The organism is Paraburkholderia sp. J12 (genome assembly GCF_905220215.1).
GTDB lineage: Bacteria > Pseudomonadota > Gammaproteobacteria > Burkholderiales > Burkholderiaceae > Paraburkholderia.
This window is the reverse complement of the sequence record NZ_CAJMZC010000002.1, coordinates 521,171-537,264: the sequence shown is the minus strand read 5'-3', so window position 1 is coordinate 537,264 and position 16,094 is coordinate 521,171. Positions and strand designations below refer to the sequence as shown.

Here is a 16,094-nt window from a genome sequence, read left to right as displayed (position 1 = left end):
TCCGCTCACTCCTGGAAGATGGACGTGTCCACCGCAATGCCGCGGCGGATCAGGTCCTGATAGAAGTCGGGAATGTAGCCGGTGGAGTGGAACGTACCCTGTACCTTGCCTTCGCTGTTATAGCCGCTTTGCCGGAACACGAACACGTCCTGCATCTGCACGGTGCCGGATTCGATGCCGCTCACCTCGGTCACGTGCGTGACGCGCCGCGTGCCGCAAGAGAAACGCGTCTGCTGCACGATCAGATCGACTGCGGACACCACCTGCTCGCGAATCGCGTGGACCGGCAAATCGAGGCCCGCCATCAGCGTCATCACTTCGAGACGCGAGAGGCAATCGCGCGGCGAGTTGGCGTGCGCCGTGGTAAGCGAACCGTCGTGGCCCGTGTTCATGGCCTGCAGCATGTCGAGCGCTTCGCCGCCCCGGCACTCGCCGACGACGATCCGGTCCGGCCGCATCCGCAGCGTGTTCTTCACCAGATCGCGAATCGGCACGGCGCCCTTGCCTTCCATGTTGGCCGGGCGCGCCTCCAGCGAGACGAGGTTGCTTTGCGAAAGCTGCAGTTCCGCCGCATCCTCCACGGTCACGATTCGTTCGTTATCCGGAATGAAATTCGAAAGCACGTTGAGCAGCGTCGTCTTGCCCGACCCGGTTCCGCCCGAAATCACGATGTTGGCGCGCCGCTCGACGGCCACGCGCAGGAATTCCAGCATCGGCAGGGAGAGCGAACCGAAGCGCGCGAGGTCTTCGCCCTGCAACTTGCGTTTGGAGAACTTCCGGATCGTGATGTTGGGTCCCTTGAGCGCGAGCGGCGGAATCACGGCGTTCACGCGCGAGCCGTCTTTCAGGCGTGCATCGACCATGGGCGAGCTTTCGTCGATGCGCCTGCCCAACGGCGCGACAATGCGCTCGATGGCGCCCAGCACGGCCTGATCGTCCGTGAAGATCGTGGACGATTTGGTCAGCTGGCCGCCTCGCTCGATAAAAATCTCGTTGTGGCGGTTCACCATGATTTCCGTGATCGTCTCGTCGGCGAGCAGCGATTCGAGTGGCCCCAGACCGATCACTTCGTCGAAAATGCTCTTGAAGAGCGCTTCGGTGGGAATGCCCGGGCGCTCGAAGAGCGGATCCGATGAAAGCACCGTGCGCAGCAACCCGCCCACCGTGGTGGAGAGTTCTTCCTCGCTCATGCGCGCGACGTTCAGGCGGCGCAGGTCGATCGCCGCAATCAGGCGCGCGTGGCCGGTCTTGCGCAGGTCGATGCCCTCCGGCGTATTGAGCCACTGCAAGTCGCCGGGCTCGGTCCCGGGGCCGGCCAGCGCCGCGCCGGCGGCCACCGGAACGACGGGCGCGGCAGGCTGCGCCCGCGTAACCGGCGCCGCGGCAGGACGCTCGTGCGGCACGGCCACGACGCTGTCCGGCAGCGTGTCCGCCATGGCCAGCCCATCGGTTCCCGTACCCAGGAACCGGGTCGCTTCCACCCGGGGGACTTCGTCCTGCTTCACCAGCTGTGGGGCGACGGATTCGCGTCCGGCGGCCAGCAGCGGTTCCGGGCGCATCACGACAGCCTCCGCTCGCGCAGCATTAGTCGCGTCCTCCACCTTGCGTCCGTGCCCGGCGCCGGCTTCCACCAGATGCAGCGGCTGAACCGCCGCACGTCCCGAGCGCGTCACGGCGATCCGAAACGACGCGATCTCGATCTCGTCCGTGTCCGTCAACGGGCCATACGAGGTGATCGGCTGCCCGTTCACGAGCGTAGAGGCAATGCCGCCTTTGTCCTCGATGTACCAATGCCCGTTGCGCGGCTCGATCACCGCCTGGATCTTGCCGATCAAGAGGCCCTTGAGCACGATCCCGCACCCCGGATCCTTGCCGAGCGTCGCACCCGCCTTCAACGTGTGGATCTGGGCTTTCCCGTCGCGGCCCGTGACCGAGACCTGCAATTGCTGGATGTCTTCCATCGCACACCCCCCTTCGTTCGTCGACTGCGTCAGTGGCCGTACATCGCGCGGCCGGATTCATCGGGCGGCGGCGAGAGCGCATTGCGGCGGGCCTGTTTCTCGTCTTCCTCGCGCAGCGCTTCGGTACGCCTCTGGTTCGCTTCGGGCAGCGGACTCGGGTCGCCGTACTCGCTGCGATAGTCCGCCTGAATGTCGGAGCCGCTCGTCGTCATCTGGGTAATCTTGTCGCTCCCGGAATCGACGATGTAGGGCGTGACGAGCACGATGAGGTCGCTCTTGTTGTTGCGGAAATCGCTGGACTTGAACAGATGCCCGAGCACCGGCAGATCGCCGAGCAGCGGCATCTTGTCGATCGCCGTCGAGGCGTCGGCGTTGATCAGCCCCGCAAGCGCGAGGGTTTCGCCCGGGCGGATCGAAAGCTGCGACGTGGTGCGCCGCGTGATGAAGGCGGGATAGCCCTGCACCTGCACGGTGGGGTCGATCTGGCTGATTTCCGTGAGCAGGTCGGTGGAGATGACGTCGTGCGCGTCCACCGTCGGCGCGATCTCGAGGCGAATGCCGTACTCCTTGTAGATCACGTCCTGCGCGCCGAAACCGGCGGACACCGGAATGGGCACTTCGCCGCCCGAAAGGAACGTCGCCTTGCCGCCGCTGCGCGAGTTGAGTTCCGGCGACGCGAGGATATAGGCGTCGCCATCGTCCACCAGCAGATTGATCTTCGAGAAGATCGACGTCGCGATGCCGAGAAATGCGCCGCTCGCCGCGCCGCCCGCCGAACTGGGCGCATTGTCGAACGAAGCCGTGCCCGTATCCGGGAACGGCTTGTAGCGGCCCGTGCGCACCGCGTTGCCCGCGAACGACGCCTGCGGACCGTTGATCTGCTGGTCCCATGCGATGCCGAGATTGCGCTCGGCGGTCTTCGAGATTTCGAGGATGTCCATCTTGAAGTGAACGGTCTTCTTGAGCGAAGCGCCGTCGTCGGGCTCGATCAGGTTGACGACATCGGGCATGTTGCCGAGCGCGGCTTTCACGAGGTCCTGCTGCTCGGGGTGGACCTTCCCGCGCACCACGAAGCGGTTGCCGTCGGCATCGATATGCAGGTCCTCCACGAAGCCCAGCGAATGCTGAAGCCGCGAAAGCGTGGTCGCGCGATCCTGCTCCGAGACGGAAATCTTGCTGCGCAATACGATGCCCGACTCGTTCCAGACCACGAGCGACGTATCGCCCGATTGCTGCGCCAGCAGGAGGAGCTGGTGATCGACCACGGACGCGTTGACCACGTCGCCGTTACCCACGGCCACGCGCTTGACCTTGCCGGCCACCGGAATGACCTTGACCTCGCCCTTGTAGAGATAGAGCGTAGAAGGCACACCCTGCGCATATTCGACAACCGGATCGCCGTCGTCGTCGGCGCTATCGGCCGCCGCACGATACTTCACACGACGTATCGCCGCGGGAGGAAGCACGGGGGCCCGGGTCGCCTGCACGGCCGGGGCCGGCAACGCGCCTTGCGCCGGAACCGGCGGGGCGCCTTCGGCCGGTGCGGCGGGAATCGAGGCCGGCGCCGAGGCCGCGCTCGCGGCGGCGGCAGCGATCGGCGAGGGCTGGGCCCCGGGCGCGGACGCCACCACGGTGCCGCTCGCCACCGCTTCCGATTCGGCGTGCCCGTGGACGGACGGCACGACGAGACTCATCGCGCAAAACAGGTGCACTCCCCGAACGATGTGCCTCGTTCTGCGTTGTCGGTTATTCGTCATGGTTGAATAGCTTCTGATTGGAATAGAGGATCCCTGCATCGAACCGGCGCGGCGGTCACTTTGCGCTTGCGGACCCATTAATGGCGTTCTGAATCTGCTGCATGGCGCGCTGCTGGGCGTCGCTTAGCGCCGCCATGCGCTGCTCGACGTCGGTCACGTTGTGCGCACGCGTACCCGCCGGCGCACCCGGCAGTTCCTTCCCGTCGAGCGGCGGCCGCGTCGAGACACTGCTCTCGCCCTTTCCGCCCACGATGTACTGAATCCCCCCGCTGTCGTCGTCGCCAAAGAGCGCGGCCTGCTGCACCGAAACGGGTGGCGTCGCCGCCTTGTCTGCACGGTTGCGCAGCACCGCCCGCAGCGTGCCCACTTTCTGCGCGAGCGCGATCTTCGCCGCTTGCTCCGGATTCACCTGCAGGGTCACGCTGTCATATCCCGTACGCTGCTGCGTCTCGTCCTGCCGCGAGATCTCCTCGCCGTAGTCGCGCGGGCGCGTATCCCGGCCGGTCGCGATCACCACGAGATCCGACAGCAGAAGGTTCGCCGATTGCCCCGGATCGCCGGAGCCCTTGTCACCGCTCGACGGTGCGATCAGAAAGAGGTCGATGCGGTTGCCCGGCTGCAGCATGTTGTCGGCCGAATTGGTGGCGTCGATGTCGATCGTGAGCGCGCGCGTGCCGGGCTTGAGCATGTCGCTGAAGTCGCGCACGTTATAGGCGGAAACGTCGGCGCGGCGCACCGGCGTGCCATGCTTCACGGGGCGCACCAGGGTGAGGCCGTTCATCGAATCGAAGTCCTTCGCCAGCACCGTGTCGTCGTAGACGAAATCGGCGGGAACATCGCGTGCAGCGAAGTTTTCCGAGTTCAGCGGCGTGCCGGGCTTGAGGTCGGCGACCGGAACGACCACCGAAACCTGATTCTGCGTCTGCATGGACTCCATCAGCGATTCGCGCATCGCGGCTTCGCGTCCGGACATATAGCGGAACATCCACCAGGTGAGCAGCGCCGCAGCAATGACGGCAACGCCGAGCAGGACCCAGGGGTTGTTGACGAGCGTGTGTGTTTTAATTCTTTTCAACATCATGATGAGCCACGTTTGACTGGTTCAGGGCATGGACAGCGCGTACGAGTACGCGGAATAAAAAGACTTGAAAGCGGCCAGCAACTGCGCCATGACCGAGTGATCGCCGCCAATCAGCGCAACGACGATAAGCAGCACGATCAGCACATATTCGACGTAGGCTTGCCCGGCGGCGCGTGAGCGCGGACGCGGCACACGCCGCGAGCGTGTATGGCGTGCCCCGGCCGCCTTATTCATAGGAGACATTGATCACCACCGAAGTCGAGCCCCGTGCCTGCGTGAAGGCGGCATCGAGGCGGTAGGCGTCCTTCTGCACGGCAATCGCGTAGCCGAACGGCGCACTATTGGGGCGGCCGATCGCCGGACCGCCGGCAATCGTGTGCCAGCCCTCGCGCTTCAACTGCTCCGCATAGGTGGCGCTCGCCTCCTGCGACGACGCTGCGGGCAACGACATCTGCACGGTACGCGCCACCGTTGCGCCATCGTTGCTCGTCATGTCCAGCAGGATCTTGCCCTGCGGCAGCGGATAGTTCGCAGGCCGTAGCATGCGCGGCAGCGTCTTCGCCTCGCCAAGACGCATGGCGCTGTAGAGCCCACGCACCGGCGCGGACTGCCCCAGCGGCAACTGCAGCGTGTAGCTGCATTGCGAGGACATGCCGCTGACCATCAAGGTCGACTTGTCCTGCATCCGGTGCGCGGCCACACCGTGTTTCGTCCAGTACTGGACGAAGGCATCGGCGACCTGACTCGACGAAAGATTGAACGTAATCAGCGCCGCCTGCGCAGGCGTTCCGTTGATCACCATGTCGCGTCCGATCCAGGCCACCTTCTCGCCAGCCACGGGAATCTCGTCGCAAGTGTCATCGGCCAAAGCGTGCGGCGCAGCACAGGCGAGCACCCACGCAAGCGCCGCAGCGCACACTGCTCGCGCCGGCAATGCTGCTCTGGATCGCCCGCTGCGAGCGATCCGCGCGACGAAAGCCCCCAACGCGTCCATCATCGGTTCCCCAGACGATCTTGCGGCACCACGTCCGGCTCGATGCGGCCGAGGTCCAGATGTGTAATGTCGACACCGAATGCCGCCAGTCCGTCGAGTCCGTACTCGATCACCGAGCCCTTCGCCGTCGGCACGGCGTCGGCAATCATCGCCTTGGCCTTGTCGCTGCCGTCCGGCGTCCACGTGTTGGTCAGCAACACGTTGCGATCGGCAAAAGTCACGCCTTGCCAGGAAGGCCACAGTTGCGTGAGCGTTGGATTGTCATAGCCCATGTGCAACGAAACGGTGGCCGTCTGCTGGTTATTCACCGGGAGAGCGAACCCGAGGCCCACGCCGCTGACCGAGCCGAGCATGCCGAGCGCCTTGTCGGCGATCGTGCCGGTTCCGCCGCTCGATGAACTCACCTGGAGATCGTTGTACTGCCGCAGCATGTCCTTGCCCGCCACGTCGCGCCATTCCGGTTCGGGTGTCGAGGCAAGCGCGTTGGCCGATCCATCGTTCGCGGTGAGTTTCGTGTCGTGCCCCAGCACGCGCTGCGCAACCTCGCTGCGGATCCGGGCATCGCTCTTGGTGATCGCGGTGCCATACGTCGGCGACCAGCTGGTGTCGTCGAAATACACGGTCCGCTCCCATGCCGCGTAGCGCGAAGCCGAAAGCGTGCGGTCGCGCGCGTCGCTCAGATGGCCGATCATGTTCAGCGCGAGAAACGCGAAGATGAGCGCGCTGCCAGCGACCACCAGCGCCTCCACGAGCGCCTGTCCGCGCTGCGCGCGATAGCGGCGCGAGCGTCCAATCGACGTCCGGTGCGACCGGTTCATGGCGCCCCCGCCGATTGAGCGAGGTCCGCAGCCTCGACCGCCGCCAGATTGGTGTCCACCAGTGAGGACTGCCAATAGGGATTGAAGAGGCTCGGGTACTCCCACCTGTTGTCGCTGCGCCGCCAGTTGACGAGGTTGATCAGCGCGCCCGCCGCCCCCGCCGACGCGTCGGCCGGACGGATGAAGTACGCGCTCGCGCTCGAAACCGCACGCAGCTGGTTGTTCGCGGTGCCGTCCGTCACCTGCAGCTGTCCACTCGCGATCTTGATCTGATCGGTGGTGGATACCGAGGACGAGGGGCGCTGCACTTCCACCGTGATCGCTGGCGCACGATTGAAGTCCGTGCCGTTGGCAGGCGTCTTGAGCGTTGCAAGCTCGAGATATGGCTGCAATCCGGCGTTGTCCGACGAGAGCGAGCTTCCCGGCCCCTGGGTATATTGCTTGCGGGCGGCGATCCGCGTCAGCACGCTCGTGAGAGAACCGCCGAAATTGTCATAGCCGCCATACCCGCTGGTGCCGGGATAGGATCCGGCCGGGCCGTCCGCCGCGCCGCCCGACCCGGCCGCGTCGATGATCGGACCGCCCACCGCCCCGATCTCGAAATAGCAGATCCAGCCGCCATTCACGTCGGTCGCATCGAGGCCTTCCCAGCCGCGCTTGTCCTGGCGAAGCTGGGTGCCGCCGAGGTGGTTGTTGTCCGCGCCAATGAAGCTGGCACCCGGGCACCATTCGATGATGCTGGCAACGAACGGGTCGCGGATGTTCGCGCCGCGCTGCTGCACGAACTGATCGAGCGTCGTCTTGTCCGTTACGACGTCGGCGAACCGGTCATCACCCGTCGCCCCGGCCGGCGTGTTGCGCTTCATGAAGTTGAACGTCGAATTCAGTGCAAGCGCTCCGCGCGTAGCGAAGTAGGTTTTGGTGACGTGCGAGTTGGGTTCATTGGCCTGCGCAACTTCCTCCGCCACCACGGGTATCTGCAGCACGATGGAATCGTGAAATGCCGCCTGCTCGGTGCTAAGGACGCTGTCGAACCCATCGAGGGCGACTGTGGCGAGGCGCGTGGCGATATCGAGCGCACTCTTCGCTGCATTGAGCAGGGGGCCGCCGGTTTCCTTCGGCATGATCCATGGCTCGGAAATCGCCGCCGACGACTCAATGAACTCGTCGAACCTGTGCGTGTTCGCATAGGTGCCGGCCAGCTCGTCCACGTACGACTTGATACTGACCATTTGCGCGACCGCCACCTGATTGGCAATCATCGCGCGGTTGGTATAGGCGGCGAAATTCAGGTCGCGGGCCTGCAGCACGCCCACGCTGTACGCGGCGGAGTCGGCCGTGTCCTGCTCCTTGGTCTTGGCATGCGCGAGCTGAGCCGCATTGAATGCCAGATACAAGGCGGCCGCGCCGACCACGAGAAAGACCAGGGCGAACGGCAACGCCTGCCCACGCTGCCTGCCGCGGCCGCGAAGCCGTTCGGGATGGACTTTCATCGCTTGGCTGCACCGGGGCCGGTTAGTGGTTGCCGTTGTTGTACGTGCTCAAGGTCTTGTTCTGATTGGCCTTCGAGCTCGCATTGCCAGCCGACGTGTCCGCATTCTTGATGGCGTTTGCCGAGTTCGAGTCGCCGGCCATTTCCAGCGCGAGACCGGCCGTCTGGTTGCGGATGGTCTGGCCAAACGCGGCATACACGCCGATCGCGGCAACCGCGATGAGCGCGACGATGATGATATATTCGGTCATGCCTTGACCGAGCTGGCGACGGCGGCGGGAAATGGATTTAGCCGCGGGTCTGGATTTAAACATAATGAACTCCTGTAAACTGTTAAAAGCCAATAAATAATGACACCGCCGTGAAAGTGGCGTGCGGACGCAAACCACCCGACTCTGTTCAAGCAACGAATTAAAATAAAAAGACAAAGCTATCCCGCGCCAGGATATACAAGGCGAAATGGAAGCCAGATTTTCAACGGGGCTGCAAAACAGCCACCAGCAAGGCTCACGGCCTGTTCAGCTATTTATTTGCTGGACTTCAGCACGAAAAAATTACCTCACCCGCTATTTTTTCTCCGGTTGCACGCAGTTTTTACTTATCCTCTGTACAAAACGTGTAACACGGCGTAAGAATATCTTCGAGCTCGTTGCGCAGTCAACGGAATAATTTGTAACAGAGATTAAAGCTGCCAGCAATATTGCTTTATCCGGTTGAGAATTAGGCACGCATCTACCCATCCGATAATCAGACTATCGAATCGACGATTAAATGGACAGGCTAACCAGTATTCGAATATTTATCGCAGCGGTGGACGAAGGCAGCTTCGCCGCGGCTGCGCGGCGTTTTGGCCTGTCCGCTGCGATGGCAGGCAAGTATGTGAGCGCGATCGAGACGGAACTGAATGCGAGACTGCTTCAACGCACCACGCGGCGCCTTACGCTCACCGATATCGGCTCGACCTATTACGAGCGGTGCAAACGGATTCTCGAAGCCTATGACGAGGCCAATCGCGAGGCCACCGATGCCAGTCGGACCGCGCATGGCGTGTTGCGCATCGCCGCCCCTGTGACGTTTGGGTCGATGCATCTTGGCGGCATCATCGCCGAGTATCTCGAAGCGCATCCGCACGTGAACATCGAGATGTCGCTTGGCGACCGCTATGTCGATCTGCTCGAGGCCGGTGTCGACCTGGCAGTGCGAATCGGGCGCCTGCCCGATTCCGGCTTGATCGCCCGTCAGCTCGCGCCGTGCCGGATGGTGATCTGCGCCTCTCCTGACTACCTCAAGCGCCACGGCACCCCGCGCACCCCGGACGATCTTCGCCAGGCGCCGCGGCTCACGTTCAGCGAGGCGGTTTCCAGGGGCGACTGGACACTCGTCGACGCCAAGAATCGCGAGTACGTGATCAACGGCCCAAGCCGCATGGCGGCCAACAATACCCAGATGTTGCTTGCAGCCGCACTCGCTGGCGCCGGCGTTGCCTATGGGCCTACTTTCGTCTTTGGAGAGCAGATCGCGTGCGGAAAGCTGGTCGAATTACTTCCCGAATACCATGCCTCGGAGATCGCGATCCAGGCCGTATATCCCGGCACCCGGCATCAGCCGCTCAAGGTGCGCCGCTTCCTCGATTATCTGGTGAGCGCATTCGGCGACGAACCGCCATGGGACAGGCAGCCGCCTCAACGCAAGGCCATTTCCGGCCGCGCTGTCGACGAGACGAAGCGATCGAATTCATAATCGAATAGCGATTCGCATGCTTTCAATTCTTCTCGTGGCGAGAATAGCAATGGGGTCGATCGCGGCGCCCTTATGCGACGAAGCAACTGGCTCCGACAATAGGGTTTCGCCCACGGTGCCTTTCTGCGAGACGCAGCTTTTCTCCGCAGGCTTGCTCGGTGTTTCGTTGACTTCCTCATCAATAGCTTGACCCTTGAGAGCCTGTGCAAGCGCCCGCATAGAGGACTAAAACTCGATCCCTCAAGTATTTCGAAACCTGATCAATATCGGGCAGATTCCGATATAGATGAATGTTCGTCGCCCCTTCGTGAGGCGGGCCTATCTCGACTCCGCTTCCGGTGAACTTCAGCGTAATCTTTTCGACGCGGAAGCCCATCGCTTTTGCTACAAAAAAATGGCCGGCTTCGTGCTGGCCGATGGCCTGATATTTATCGACCTCTTGTTCTGGTAGGCCCATGTCTCGCCTGTAGTGTTTTCTTATGTGGCCCAGGCATCGAGCGCGAGCGTTTTCGATCGCCGCAAGCACGTCATCGGCGTGAACAGGCCGTGGCGCGGCGCAGTCAGATACCTGCTGCCATCAACAACAGGCCGACCGCCGCAGGCAGCGCCTGAATGTAGAGAATCTTGCGGCTCACGGTTAATGCGCCGAAGAGACCCGCAATCAGCACGCACACAAGAAAGAAAATCTTGAACGCGGGCGAATGCAGGATCAGACCGGCGATCAGGCCCGCCACGAGAAAGCCGTTGTAGAGCCCTTGGTTAGCCGCCAGAACCTTGGTCTGCTGCGCGAAATCGGCCGTGGTGCCGAAGGCTCGCCGGCCAGTGGGCTTGTCCCACAGGACCATTTCCAATACGACGATATAAAGGTGTATTGCGGCGACGAGGCCGATTACGATGTTGGATAGCATAGGGTGGGTTCGGTTCTGTTGGGTCGCTCAAGCATAGTCGTTTTGCACGTGTGGCGGCAATCCATCGGCGGCAATTGCGTTTTCCTATGCGCCGGTCCGCCGACAGGTGGCCTTCCATTGGTTTCCCGGACGGGTTCACTAGCCTGTAATGCGCTGCTCGAACTGAACCGGGCTAAGGAAGTTCAGTGTTGAATGCCGCCGATACGGATTGTAGAAGCGCTTGGTGTAATCGAACACATCTGCCCGAGCCGCATTCCGGGAGCGATAGACGTTTCGGCTGAGCCGCTCCGTTTTCGGGGTACTAAAGAAGCTCTCCAAATCGCCTCGGCGGCTCGTGCTGCGGGTATGCCTTCTTGCTTGAGCGAGGACTGGAAGTCATCGCTGGTGTACTGACTGCCCTGGTCGCTGTGGTGTATCAATTCGGCAGGTCGGCCGCGATGCCAGAGGGCCATCAGCAAAGCGTCTGCAACCATCCTGGCCTGCATCGTATCGCTCGTCGACCAGCCAACGATACGACGCGAGAACAGGTCCATGACCGCCGCGACGAGCAACCAGCCTTCGGCCGCCCAGATATAGGTGACGTCTGCAACCCACTTCTGGTTTGGCGCATCGGCTTCAAACTGGCGTTGTGGATGGTTCGGCGCGATGCCATGCGCTGCTGATGTACAGGTGCTCCCCGGCGTTCGCCGTCGTCGTTGACGAGCTTGCAGTCCTGCCAGTTTCATCAATCGGGCCACCCGATTGCTGACGAATCTCGATTATGTCCGCGAGATGTTCGATTTGCTCGAGGCAAAGCTGAGCGCAGGAGCCAATTATGCGGTGCTTGCCGGTCTGACGAAGGGTCCGGACTTCGATGTCAAGGATGGAACGTTGAAGACGATGATGTCAAAGATCCATGCCGAGCGGAAGGTGCTTCGCGTCAAGTGTCCCTGCTGTCAATCGGAGGTTCCCGAATCGGAGATTGGTGAGCAATACCGCAACGAGATTGCGGTGCAGGCTGGCGACGTTATCGCAAGCTTAGTGTAAATCTTCTATCAATGTCGACGAGGACGCGTGGATGGCGGCAAGTACGGCTGTGCCGTTCACCATGGCAACCCGGCGGTTGCCCTGACGCCTGCCCACGGGGGAGAGTTAGCGGCAGCCAGCTCTCTGGCCGGTCATGGCGTTGCGGTTTTCGGCTGCCAGCTTGCGCAGGGTCCCGAGCCGCGCTGGCCGGTGCCGACGCACGGTCCGTCGCAGCTCGGGCAAACATGGCGGTTGATGACTGCATCGTCGACCCGCCAGACGCTGGCGGTTACGGCATGCGTGTCGCGACGGAGGGCCCGGGGCAGGTTTCGACGTAAAGCAACCGGCAGGCTGGCCTGAAGGCGGATTACATGTCAGTTGCGGTCAGGGCCACGGTAAAAATCCCGTGCTGTCTGAGGCGGTCGTCCGATGAGACGTTCGAGGTCACGCGTGACCTCGGAGAACTCACCCGCCGCGATCGCCTTGAACCATGCCGCGAAAAAGTGCGCCACCGCCTCCGGGAATCCTTCCTTGATGCGTGCTTCGACGAACTCGGCAACGGAGACTGCACGGTAGTCGACCGGTTGCCCGCTGGAGACGGACATCGCCTCTGCGATGTCCGCCATTCCGACCGCCTCGCTGCCGCCAAGCGTATACAGCTTGCCTGCATGAGCGTCGCCGGACAGCACCACAGCAGCACCTTCCGCAAGATCGCGCCGGCTGGCAAAAGCAGCAGGAGTATCGCCCGCAGGCACGCGGATGCCCGAAGCAGTCACGTTCTTGCCGAACGGTAGCGTGTCGAAATACATCGTGTTTCGCAAAATCGTGACGTCAAGATCCGAGGCTTGCAGCAGCGCTTCCGTGTCCCGTTCCCATTGCGTCACTGGAGGAATTTCGACGTTGCTGCCTTTGGCTTGCTGGAGCGAGACATAGTGGAGATGTCGCACGCCGGCCCGTTTTGCCGCGTCGACGACGTTCGCATGCTGCCTGAATGCATCGCCGAACGCTGGCGCAGATACCAAAAGCAATTTCTCCACTCCCGCGAAGGCGCGCTCGAGCGAAATCGGGTCGAAATAGTCCCCGCTCCTGACTTCGACGCCTCTCCCCGCAAACGACTTCAGTCTGGCCGGATCGCGAGCGAGCGCAACGATATTGTCAGCGGGAAGACGATGGAGGAGGAATTCGACGACCTGGCTACCCAGCGCGCCGCTTGCTCCCGTAACGAGAATCCTGGTCATGGCGAGTCCTTATGCGACGGTTTCGGAAGGTGTGTCGAACTGATCGGCCTTCCCGCCGGTGTACATCTGGCGGGTTTCGGGGTCGTTGATCATCGTGTGGGGGAAGCCCGACGGAATTGTGCTCACTTCGTCCAGATGCCCGATCTGCTGGGGTGACAGTGTCACGTTTGCTGCGGCCAGATTGTTTTCAAGCTGGGCCAGCGTGCGCGGCCCGATGATCGGGAGCGCACCCTTCGCCGCCACCCAGGCAATGGCGATTTCGCCCGGTGTGACACCGACGTCCCGTGCCACCGCGATCAGTGCATCGAGGATGGCTGTACGTTGGGGGGAATTTTCGGCCTGAAACACCTTTCCACCGAACCCCTCCGCGCGGCCTTTCTCACCCTGGCGATACTTGCCGGTCAGCATGCCACCACCAAGCGGCGACCACGCGACGACACCGAGGCCGAGCGCCTGGCCGGCCGGAAGAAGCTCCTGCTCGGTACTGCGCGCGACGAGGCTATGTTCAACCTGAAGACCCGCGATAGGTGCAGCACCGCGCAGTTCGGCGATCGTCGCAGCCCGGGCCACGCGCCATGCCGGAAAGTCGGACAGGCCTGCGTACAGAATTTTTCCGGCCCGCACCAAGTCGTCGAAGCCACGCACGATTTCTTCGACGGGTGTGACTCCATCGGAGACATGAGCCCAGTACAGGTCGATCCGGTCAGTCCTGAGGCGCTTCAGGCTCGCCTCGACTGACGCGACCATCGCCTTGCGGCTGTTGCCAGTCACGAGAATGCCGGAACTGTTGTCCGTGCGCATCGAGAACTTGGTGGCGAGCACAAAGTCATCGCGCCGGCCGCCCAGCAAATCGCCGAGTATCTCCTCGGACTCTCCAAACTGATAACCATTGGCGGTGTCGATGAAGTTGCCGCCCGCATCAGCGTAGGCGTCGAAGATACGACGGGCTTCATCGGGTGTGGCGCCATGTCCCCAGCGCGTGCCGAAATTTCCCGCGCCCAGCACCAGCTCGGAAACACGCAGACCGGTATGCTTTCCAAAAAGCTTGTAACGCATGAATCGTACTCCTTAATGAATAGATAAAACCTCTTTAAGGTTCGAAGATGCTGCGGAGTCGGACCGCGGCGTACCACCGGGCGAGGGCCGCCCCCTCCCGCTGCATGTGCGACGCAGATCTGTCGTCAGCGTGGATTTCTAAGGGGCTTCAGCATCAGCACCGCTGTCGCAGCCAAGCAGACTGTTGACGGCTGCATCGAGTATTCGACCGGAAAGGACTTCGTCTTCAACGAGGCGGGACAGCAGAAGGGCACCGACCATCGTCGAAAGCATAACGACGGACTCGGTTTGCGGTCTGCGGGTGGGCGACGCTTGCCCGGCACGATCGAGTACTGCTATATACGACCTGATACCCGCTTCGAAGCTTCGGATCAGGTCCGGGTTGCGCCGCGCAGCGTCGGCGCCAAGGGAGGGGAAAATGCAGCCGGTACCGATCTGGTCGCGGTGCGGGCGCGACAGGTATCGCGTGATGACGGTGGCTAATGGATCATCGCCACCGTTGTCCACCATATCCGACAATCCTTCTGCACTATCTGTCAGCACACGGTTGCAGGCTTCAACCGCAAGGTCGTCTTTCGACCTGAACTGCTTATAAAACCCGCCCTGGGTGAGGCCTGCCGCGCCCATCAGATCGTTTAGGCCGATACCGTCGAAACCGTGCTCGCGAAACAGCCTGCCGGCGGCTTCGATGACCTTGCGTCGATTCTCTTCTGCTTGCGCGCGACTGACTCTCATAGCTTTTCCAACTGGTTTGGCTGGATTTATTATATTGTGACCGCAATCTATTTGCAATGGGCCTTCTGACGTCGCCATTTACTGCCGTTCGGGTACCGCACGCCGCAAGCAATCGCGATGAGCGAGGGTGACATTTAAATTCCAGGAGGCGGGAGTGGGGCTACGTTTGCTCGCCTACCGGCGGGTAGGGATGAAAGCCGGGAAGTGAGCTTGACCATTCAGGAAGCACGCGGCCCGTAGCCTTGGCTATGTTCTTTGCAGAGGATTTTCGCGACGTGCGTGGGGTGGGTCGAGGGAATTCATCTGCGTCATGCCATCCTGGACAAGCGTTTCAGTAACGCTCCGCCAAGGCAGTAGAGCCGGCGTGATCGACAAGATCACGCCGGCAGACGCGCGGTCAGCTTCTGATAAAGGAAAGCAGGTCGGCATTAATCACATCCGCGTGGACAGTCAGCATGCCATGCGGATAGCCCGGATAGACCTTGAGTGTTGAGTTCTTGATTAGTTTTGCCTGGAGCAGCACGGCGTCCTCATACGGCACGATCTGATCGTCGTCGCCCTGCATGACGAGGGTAGGGACATCGATTGCTTTCAGGTCCGCGGTCTGGTCTGTTTCCGAGAATGCCTTGATGCACTCGTAATGTGCGTTGGCTGCGCCCATCATGCCTTGGCGCCACCAGTTGTCGACGACGCCGTCGAGAACCTTTACACCCGGGCGGTTGAAGCCGTAAAAGGGGAGGGGTACCTCGCGGAAGAATTGTGCCCGGTTAGCTGCGAGTTGCGCTCGAAGCCCGTCGAAAACATCGATCGGCGTACCGTCGGGATTGCTGTCGCTTTTGACCATGATTGGCGGGACGGCACTCACGAGTACCGCCTTGGCTACCCGGCCTTTGCCGTAACGGGCCACATAGCGTGCCACTTCGCCGCCGCCGGTCGAGTGGCCGATATGGATCGCGTCTCGCAGGTCAAGGTGCTCGACGACGGCCGCTACGTCTGCGGCGTACGTATCCATGTCGTGACCGCCGGACGTCTGGGTCGATCGCCCGTGGCCTCTCCGGTCATGGGCGATGACGCGATAGCCATGCTGGAGAAAAAACAGCATCTGGGTATCCCAGTCATCCGAACTGAGCGGCCAGCCGTGGTGGAATACGATGGGCTGACCTTGACCCCAGTCTTTGTAAAAGATTTCGGCGTGATCTTTCGTTGTCACAAAAGGCATTTGTTTCTCCTATGACGTGCAGAGGTAGGCCGGGCCGTCCAGATGGCCTGGCGGGAAAACCGGATGCCTTGCCGGCACCGGCATTTCTGG

General features: G+C 62.1%; 16 protein-coding genes and 1 pseudogene. 2 read left to right on the top strand and 15 right to left on the bottom strand.

What is annotated here, in order from left to right; all coding sequences use genetic code 11:
* Positions 1–5 precede the first annotated feature (5 nt).
* The 8 genes from U5760_RS07415 to U5760_RS07380 form a co-directional block, all read right to left on the bottom strand.
* Positions 6–1,961 (bottom strand): ATPase, T2SS/T4P/T4SS family, encoded by a 1,956-nt coding sequence (locus U5760_RS07415; RefSeq protein WP_322010713.1) that lies wholly within the window; start codon positions 1,959–1,961, stop codon positions 6–8.
* A gap of 29 nt (positions 1,962–1,990) precedes the next feature.
* Entirely contained in the window at positions 1,991–3,643 is a 1,653-nt protein-coding gene (locus U5760_RS07410) for a type II and III secretion system protein family protein (RefSeq protein ID WP_322010712.1), read from the bottom strand.
* 130 nt (positions 3,644–3,773) lie between these two features.
* Positions 3,774–4,799: a Flp pilus assembly protein CpaB gene (cpaB, locus tag U5760_RS07405; protein ID WP_322010711.1), complete on the bottom strand. Its 1,026-nt coding sequence runs from the start codon at positions 4,797–4,799 to the stop codon at positions 3,774–3,776.
* 21 nt (positions 4,800–4,820) lie between these two features.
* Entirely contained in the window at positions 4,821–5,042 is a 222-nt protein-coding gene (locus U5760_RS07400; RefSeq protein ID WP_322010709.1) for a hypothetical protein, read from the bottom strand.
* A complete protein-coding gene (locus U5760_RS07395; protein WP_322010708.1) occupies positions 5,026–5,637 on the bottom strand; it encodes a hypothetical protein in 612 nt (203 codons plus the stop codon). The genes U5760_RS07400 and U5760_RS07395 overlap by 17 nt, the downstream gene beginning before the upstream one ends.
* Positions 5,638–5,792: 155 nt before the next feature.
* Positions 5,793–6,611 carry a hypothetical protein gene (locus U5760_RS07390; protein ID WP_322010707.1) on the bottom strand — a complete coding sequence of 273 codons (819 nt, stop codon included), beginning with the start codon at positions 6,609–6,611 and terminating at the stop codon, positions 5,793–5,795.
* Positions 6,608–8,104, bottom strand: coding sequence for a pilus assembly protein TadG-related protein (locus U5760_RS07385; RefSeq protein ID WP_322010706.1), 1,497 nt, complete (start codon positions 8,102–8,104; stop codon positions 6,608–6,610). Before U5760_RS07385 ends, U5760_RS07390 begins: the two co-directional genes overlap by 4 nt.
* A 22-nt stretch (positions 8,105–8,126) precedes the next feature.
* A complete protein-coding gene (locus tag U5760_RS07380; RefSeq protein ID WP_181565636.1) occupies positions 8,127–8,354 on the bottom strand; it encodes a pilus assembly protein in 228 nt (75 codons plus the stop codon).
* 520 nt (positions 8,355–8,874) lie between these two features.
* Here U5760_RS07380 and U5760_RS07375 point away from each other — a divergent pair.
* Positions 8,875–9,843 carry a LysR family transcriptional regulator gene (locus U5760_RS07375; RefSeq protein WP_322010704.1) on the top strand — a complete coding sequence of 323 codons (969 nt, stop codon included), beginning with the start codon at positions 8,875–8,877 and terminating at the stop codon, positions 9,841–9,843.
* A 178-nt stretch (positions 9,844–10,021) separates the two neighbouring features.
* Here the strand turns inward: U5760_RS07375 and U5760_RS07370 are convergent, their stop codons facing one another.
* The 3 genes and pseudogenes from U5760_RS07370 to U5760_RS07360 all read right to left on the bottom strand — a co-directional run.
* Complete coding sequence (locus U5760_RS07370) at positions 10,022–10,300, bottom strand: hypothetical protein (protein ID WP_322010703.1); 279 nt, start codon at positions 10,298–10,300, stop codon at positions 10,022–10,024.
* A 103-nt stretch (positions 10,301–10,403) separates the two neighbouring features.
* Positions 10,404–10,751, bottom strand: coding sequence for a DUF1304 domain-containing protein (locus U5760_RS07365; protein WP_322010702.1), 348 nt, complete (start codon positions 10,749–10,751; stop codon positions 10,404–10,406).
* A 138-nt stretch (positions 10,752–10,889) separates the two neighbouring features.
* Positions 10,890–11,494: pseudogene (locus U5760_RS07360) on the bottom strand (IS3 family transposase); the annotation flags it as partial.
* Here U5760_RS07360 and U5760_RS07355 point away from each other — a divergent pair.
* Positions 11,493–11,777, top strand: coding sequence for a hypothetical protein (locus U5760_RS07355; protein WP_322010701.1), 285 nt, complete (start codon positions 11,493–11,495; stop codon positions 11,775–11,777). The pseudogene U5760_RS07360 and the gene U5760_RS07355 sit on opposite strands and share 2 nt — an antisense overlap.
* 353 nt (positions 11,778–12,130) lie before the next feature.
* On the opposite strand, the gene U5760_RS07350 is transcribed toward U5760_RS07355, so the two are convergent.
* The 4 genes from U5760_RS07350 to U5760_RS07335 all read right to left on the bottom strand — a co-directional run bounded on the left by U5760_RS07350 (position 12,131) and on the right by U5760_RS07335 (position 16,004).
* Complete coding sequence (locus U5760_RS07350) at positions 12,131–12,994, bottom strand: SDR family oxidoreductase (RefSeq protein WP_322010699.1); 864 nt, start codon at positions 12,992–12,994, stop codon at positions 12,131–12,133.
* Positions 12,995–13,003: 9 nt separating this feature from the next.
* Positions 13,004–14,050: an aldo/keto reductase gene (locus tag U5760_RS07345; protein WP_322010697.1), complete on the bottom strand. Its 1,047-nt coding sequence runs from the start codon at positions 14,048–14,050 to the stop codon at positions 13,004–13,006.
* A 138-nt stretch (positions 14,051–14,188) separates the two neighbouring features.
* Positions 14,189–14,785 (bottom strand): TetR/AcrR family transcriptional regulator, encoded by a 597-nt coding sequence (locus U5760_RS07340; protein ID WP_322010695.1) that lies wholly within the window; start codon positions 14,783–14,785, stop codon positions 14,189–14,191.
* Positions 14,786–15,182: 397 nt separating this feature from the next.
* A complete protein-coding gene (locus U5760_RS07335; RefSeq protein ID WP_322010694.1) occupies positions 15,183–16,004 on the bottom strand; it encodes an alpha/beta hydrolase in 822 nt (273 codons plus the stop codon).
* Positions 16,005–16,094 lie beyond the last annotated feature (90 nt).

Coding starts and splice junctions, on each gene's coding strand:
- U5760_RS07370 (WP_322010703.1), bottom strand. CDS start 10,300: ATGGGCCTACCAGAACAAGAGGTCGATAAATATCAGGCCATCGGCCAG.
- U5760_RS07375 (WP_322010704.1), top strand. CDS start 8,875: ATGGACAGGCTAACCAGTATTCGAATATTTATCGCAGCGGTGGACGAA.
- U5760_RS07380 (WP_181565636.1), bottom strand. CDS start 8,354: ATGACCGAATATATCATCATCGTCGCGCTCATCGCGGTTGCCGCGATC.
- U5760_RS07400 (WP_322010709.1), bottom strand. CDS start 5,042: ATGTCTCCTATGAATAAGGCGGCCGGGGCACGCCATACACGCTCGCGG.
- cpaB (WP_322010711.1), bottom strand. CDS start 4,799: ATGATGTTGAAAAGAATTAAAACACACACGCTCGTCAACAACCCCTGG.
- U5760_RS07385 (WP_322010706.1), bottom strand. CDS start 8,104: ATGAAAGTCCATCCCGAACGGCTTCGCGGCCGCGGCAGGCAGCGTGGG.
- U5760_RS07415 (WP_322010713.1), bottom strand. CDS start 1,961: ATGGAAGACATCCAGCAATTGCAGGTCTCGGTCACGGGCCGCGACGGG.
- U5760_RS07350 (WP_322010699.1), bottom strand. CDS start 12,994: ATGACCAGGATTCTCGTTACGGGAGCAAGCGGCGCGCTGGGTAGCCAG.
- U5760_RS07340 (WP_322010695.1), bottom strand. CDS start 14,785: ATGAGAGTCAGTCGCGCGCAAGCAGAAGAGAATCGACGCAAGGTCATC.
- U5760_RS07345 (WP_322010697.1), bottom strand. CDS start 14,050: ATGCGTTACAAGCTTTTTGGAAAGCATACCGGTCTGCGTGTTTCCGAG.
- U5760_RS07365 (WP_322010702.1), bottom strand. CDS start 10,751: ATGCTATCCAACATCGTAATCGGCCTCGTCGCCGCAATACACCTTTAT.
- U5760_RS07335 (WP_322010694.1), bottom strand. CDS start 16,004: ATGCCTTTTGTGACAACGAAAGATCACGCCGAAATCTTTTACAAAGAC.
- U5760_RS07390 (WP_322010707.1), bottom strand. CDS start 6,611: ATGAACCGGTCGCACCGGACGTCGATTGGACGCTCGCGCCGCTATCGC.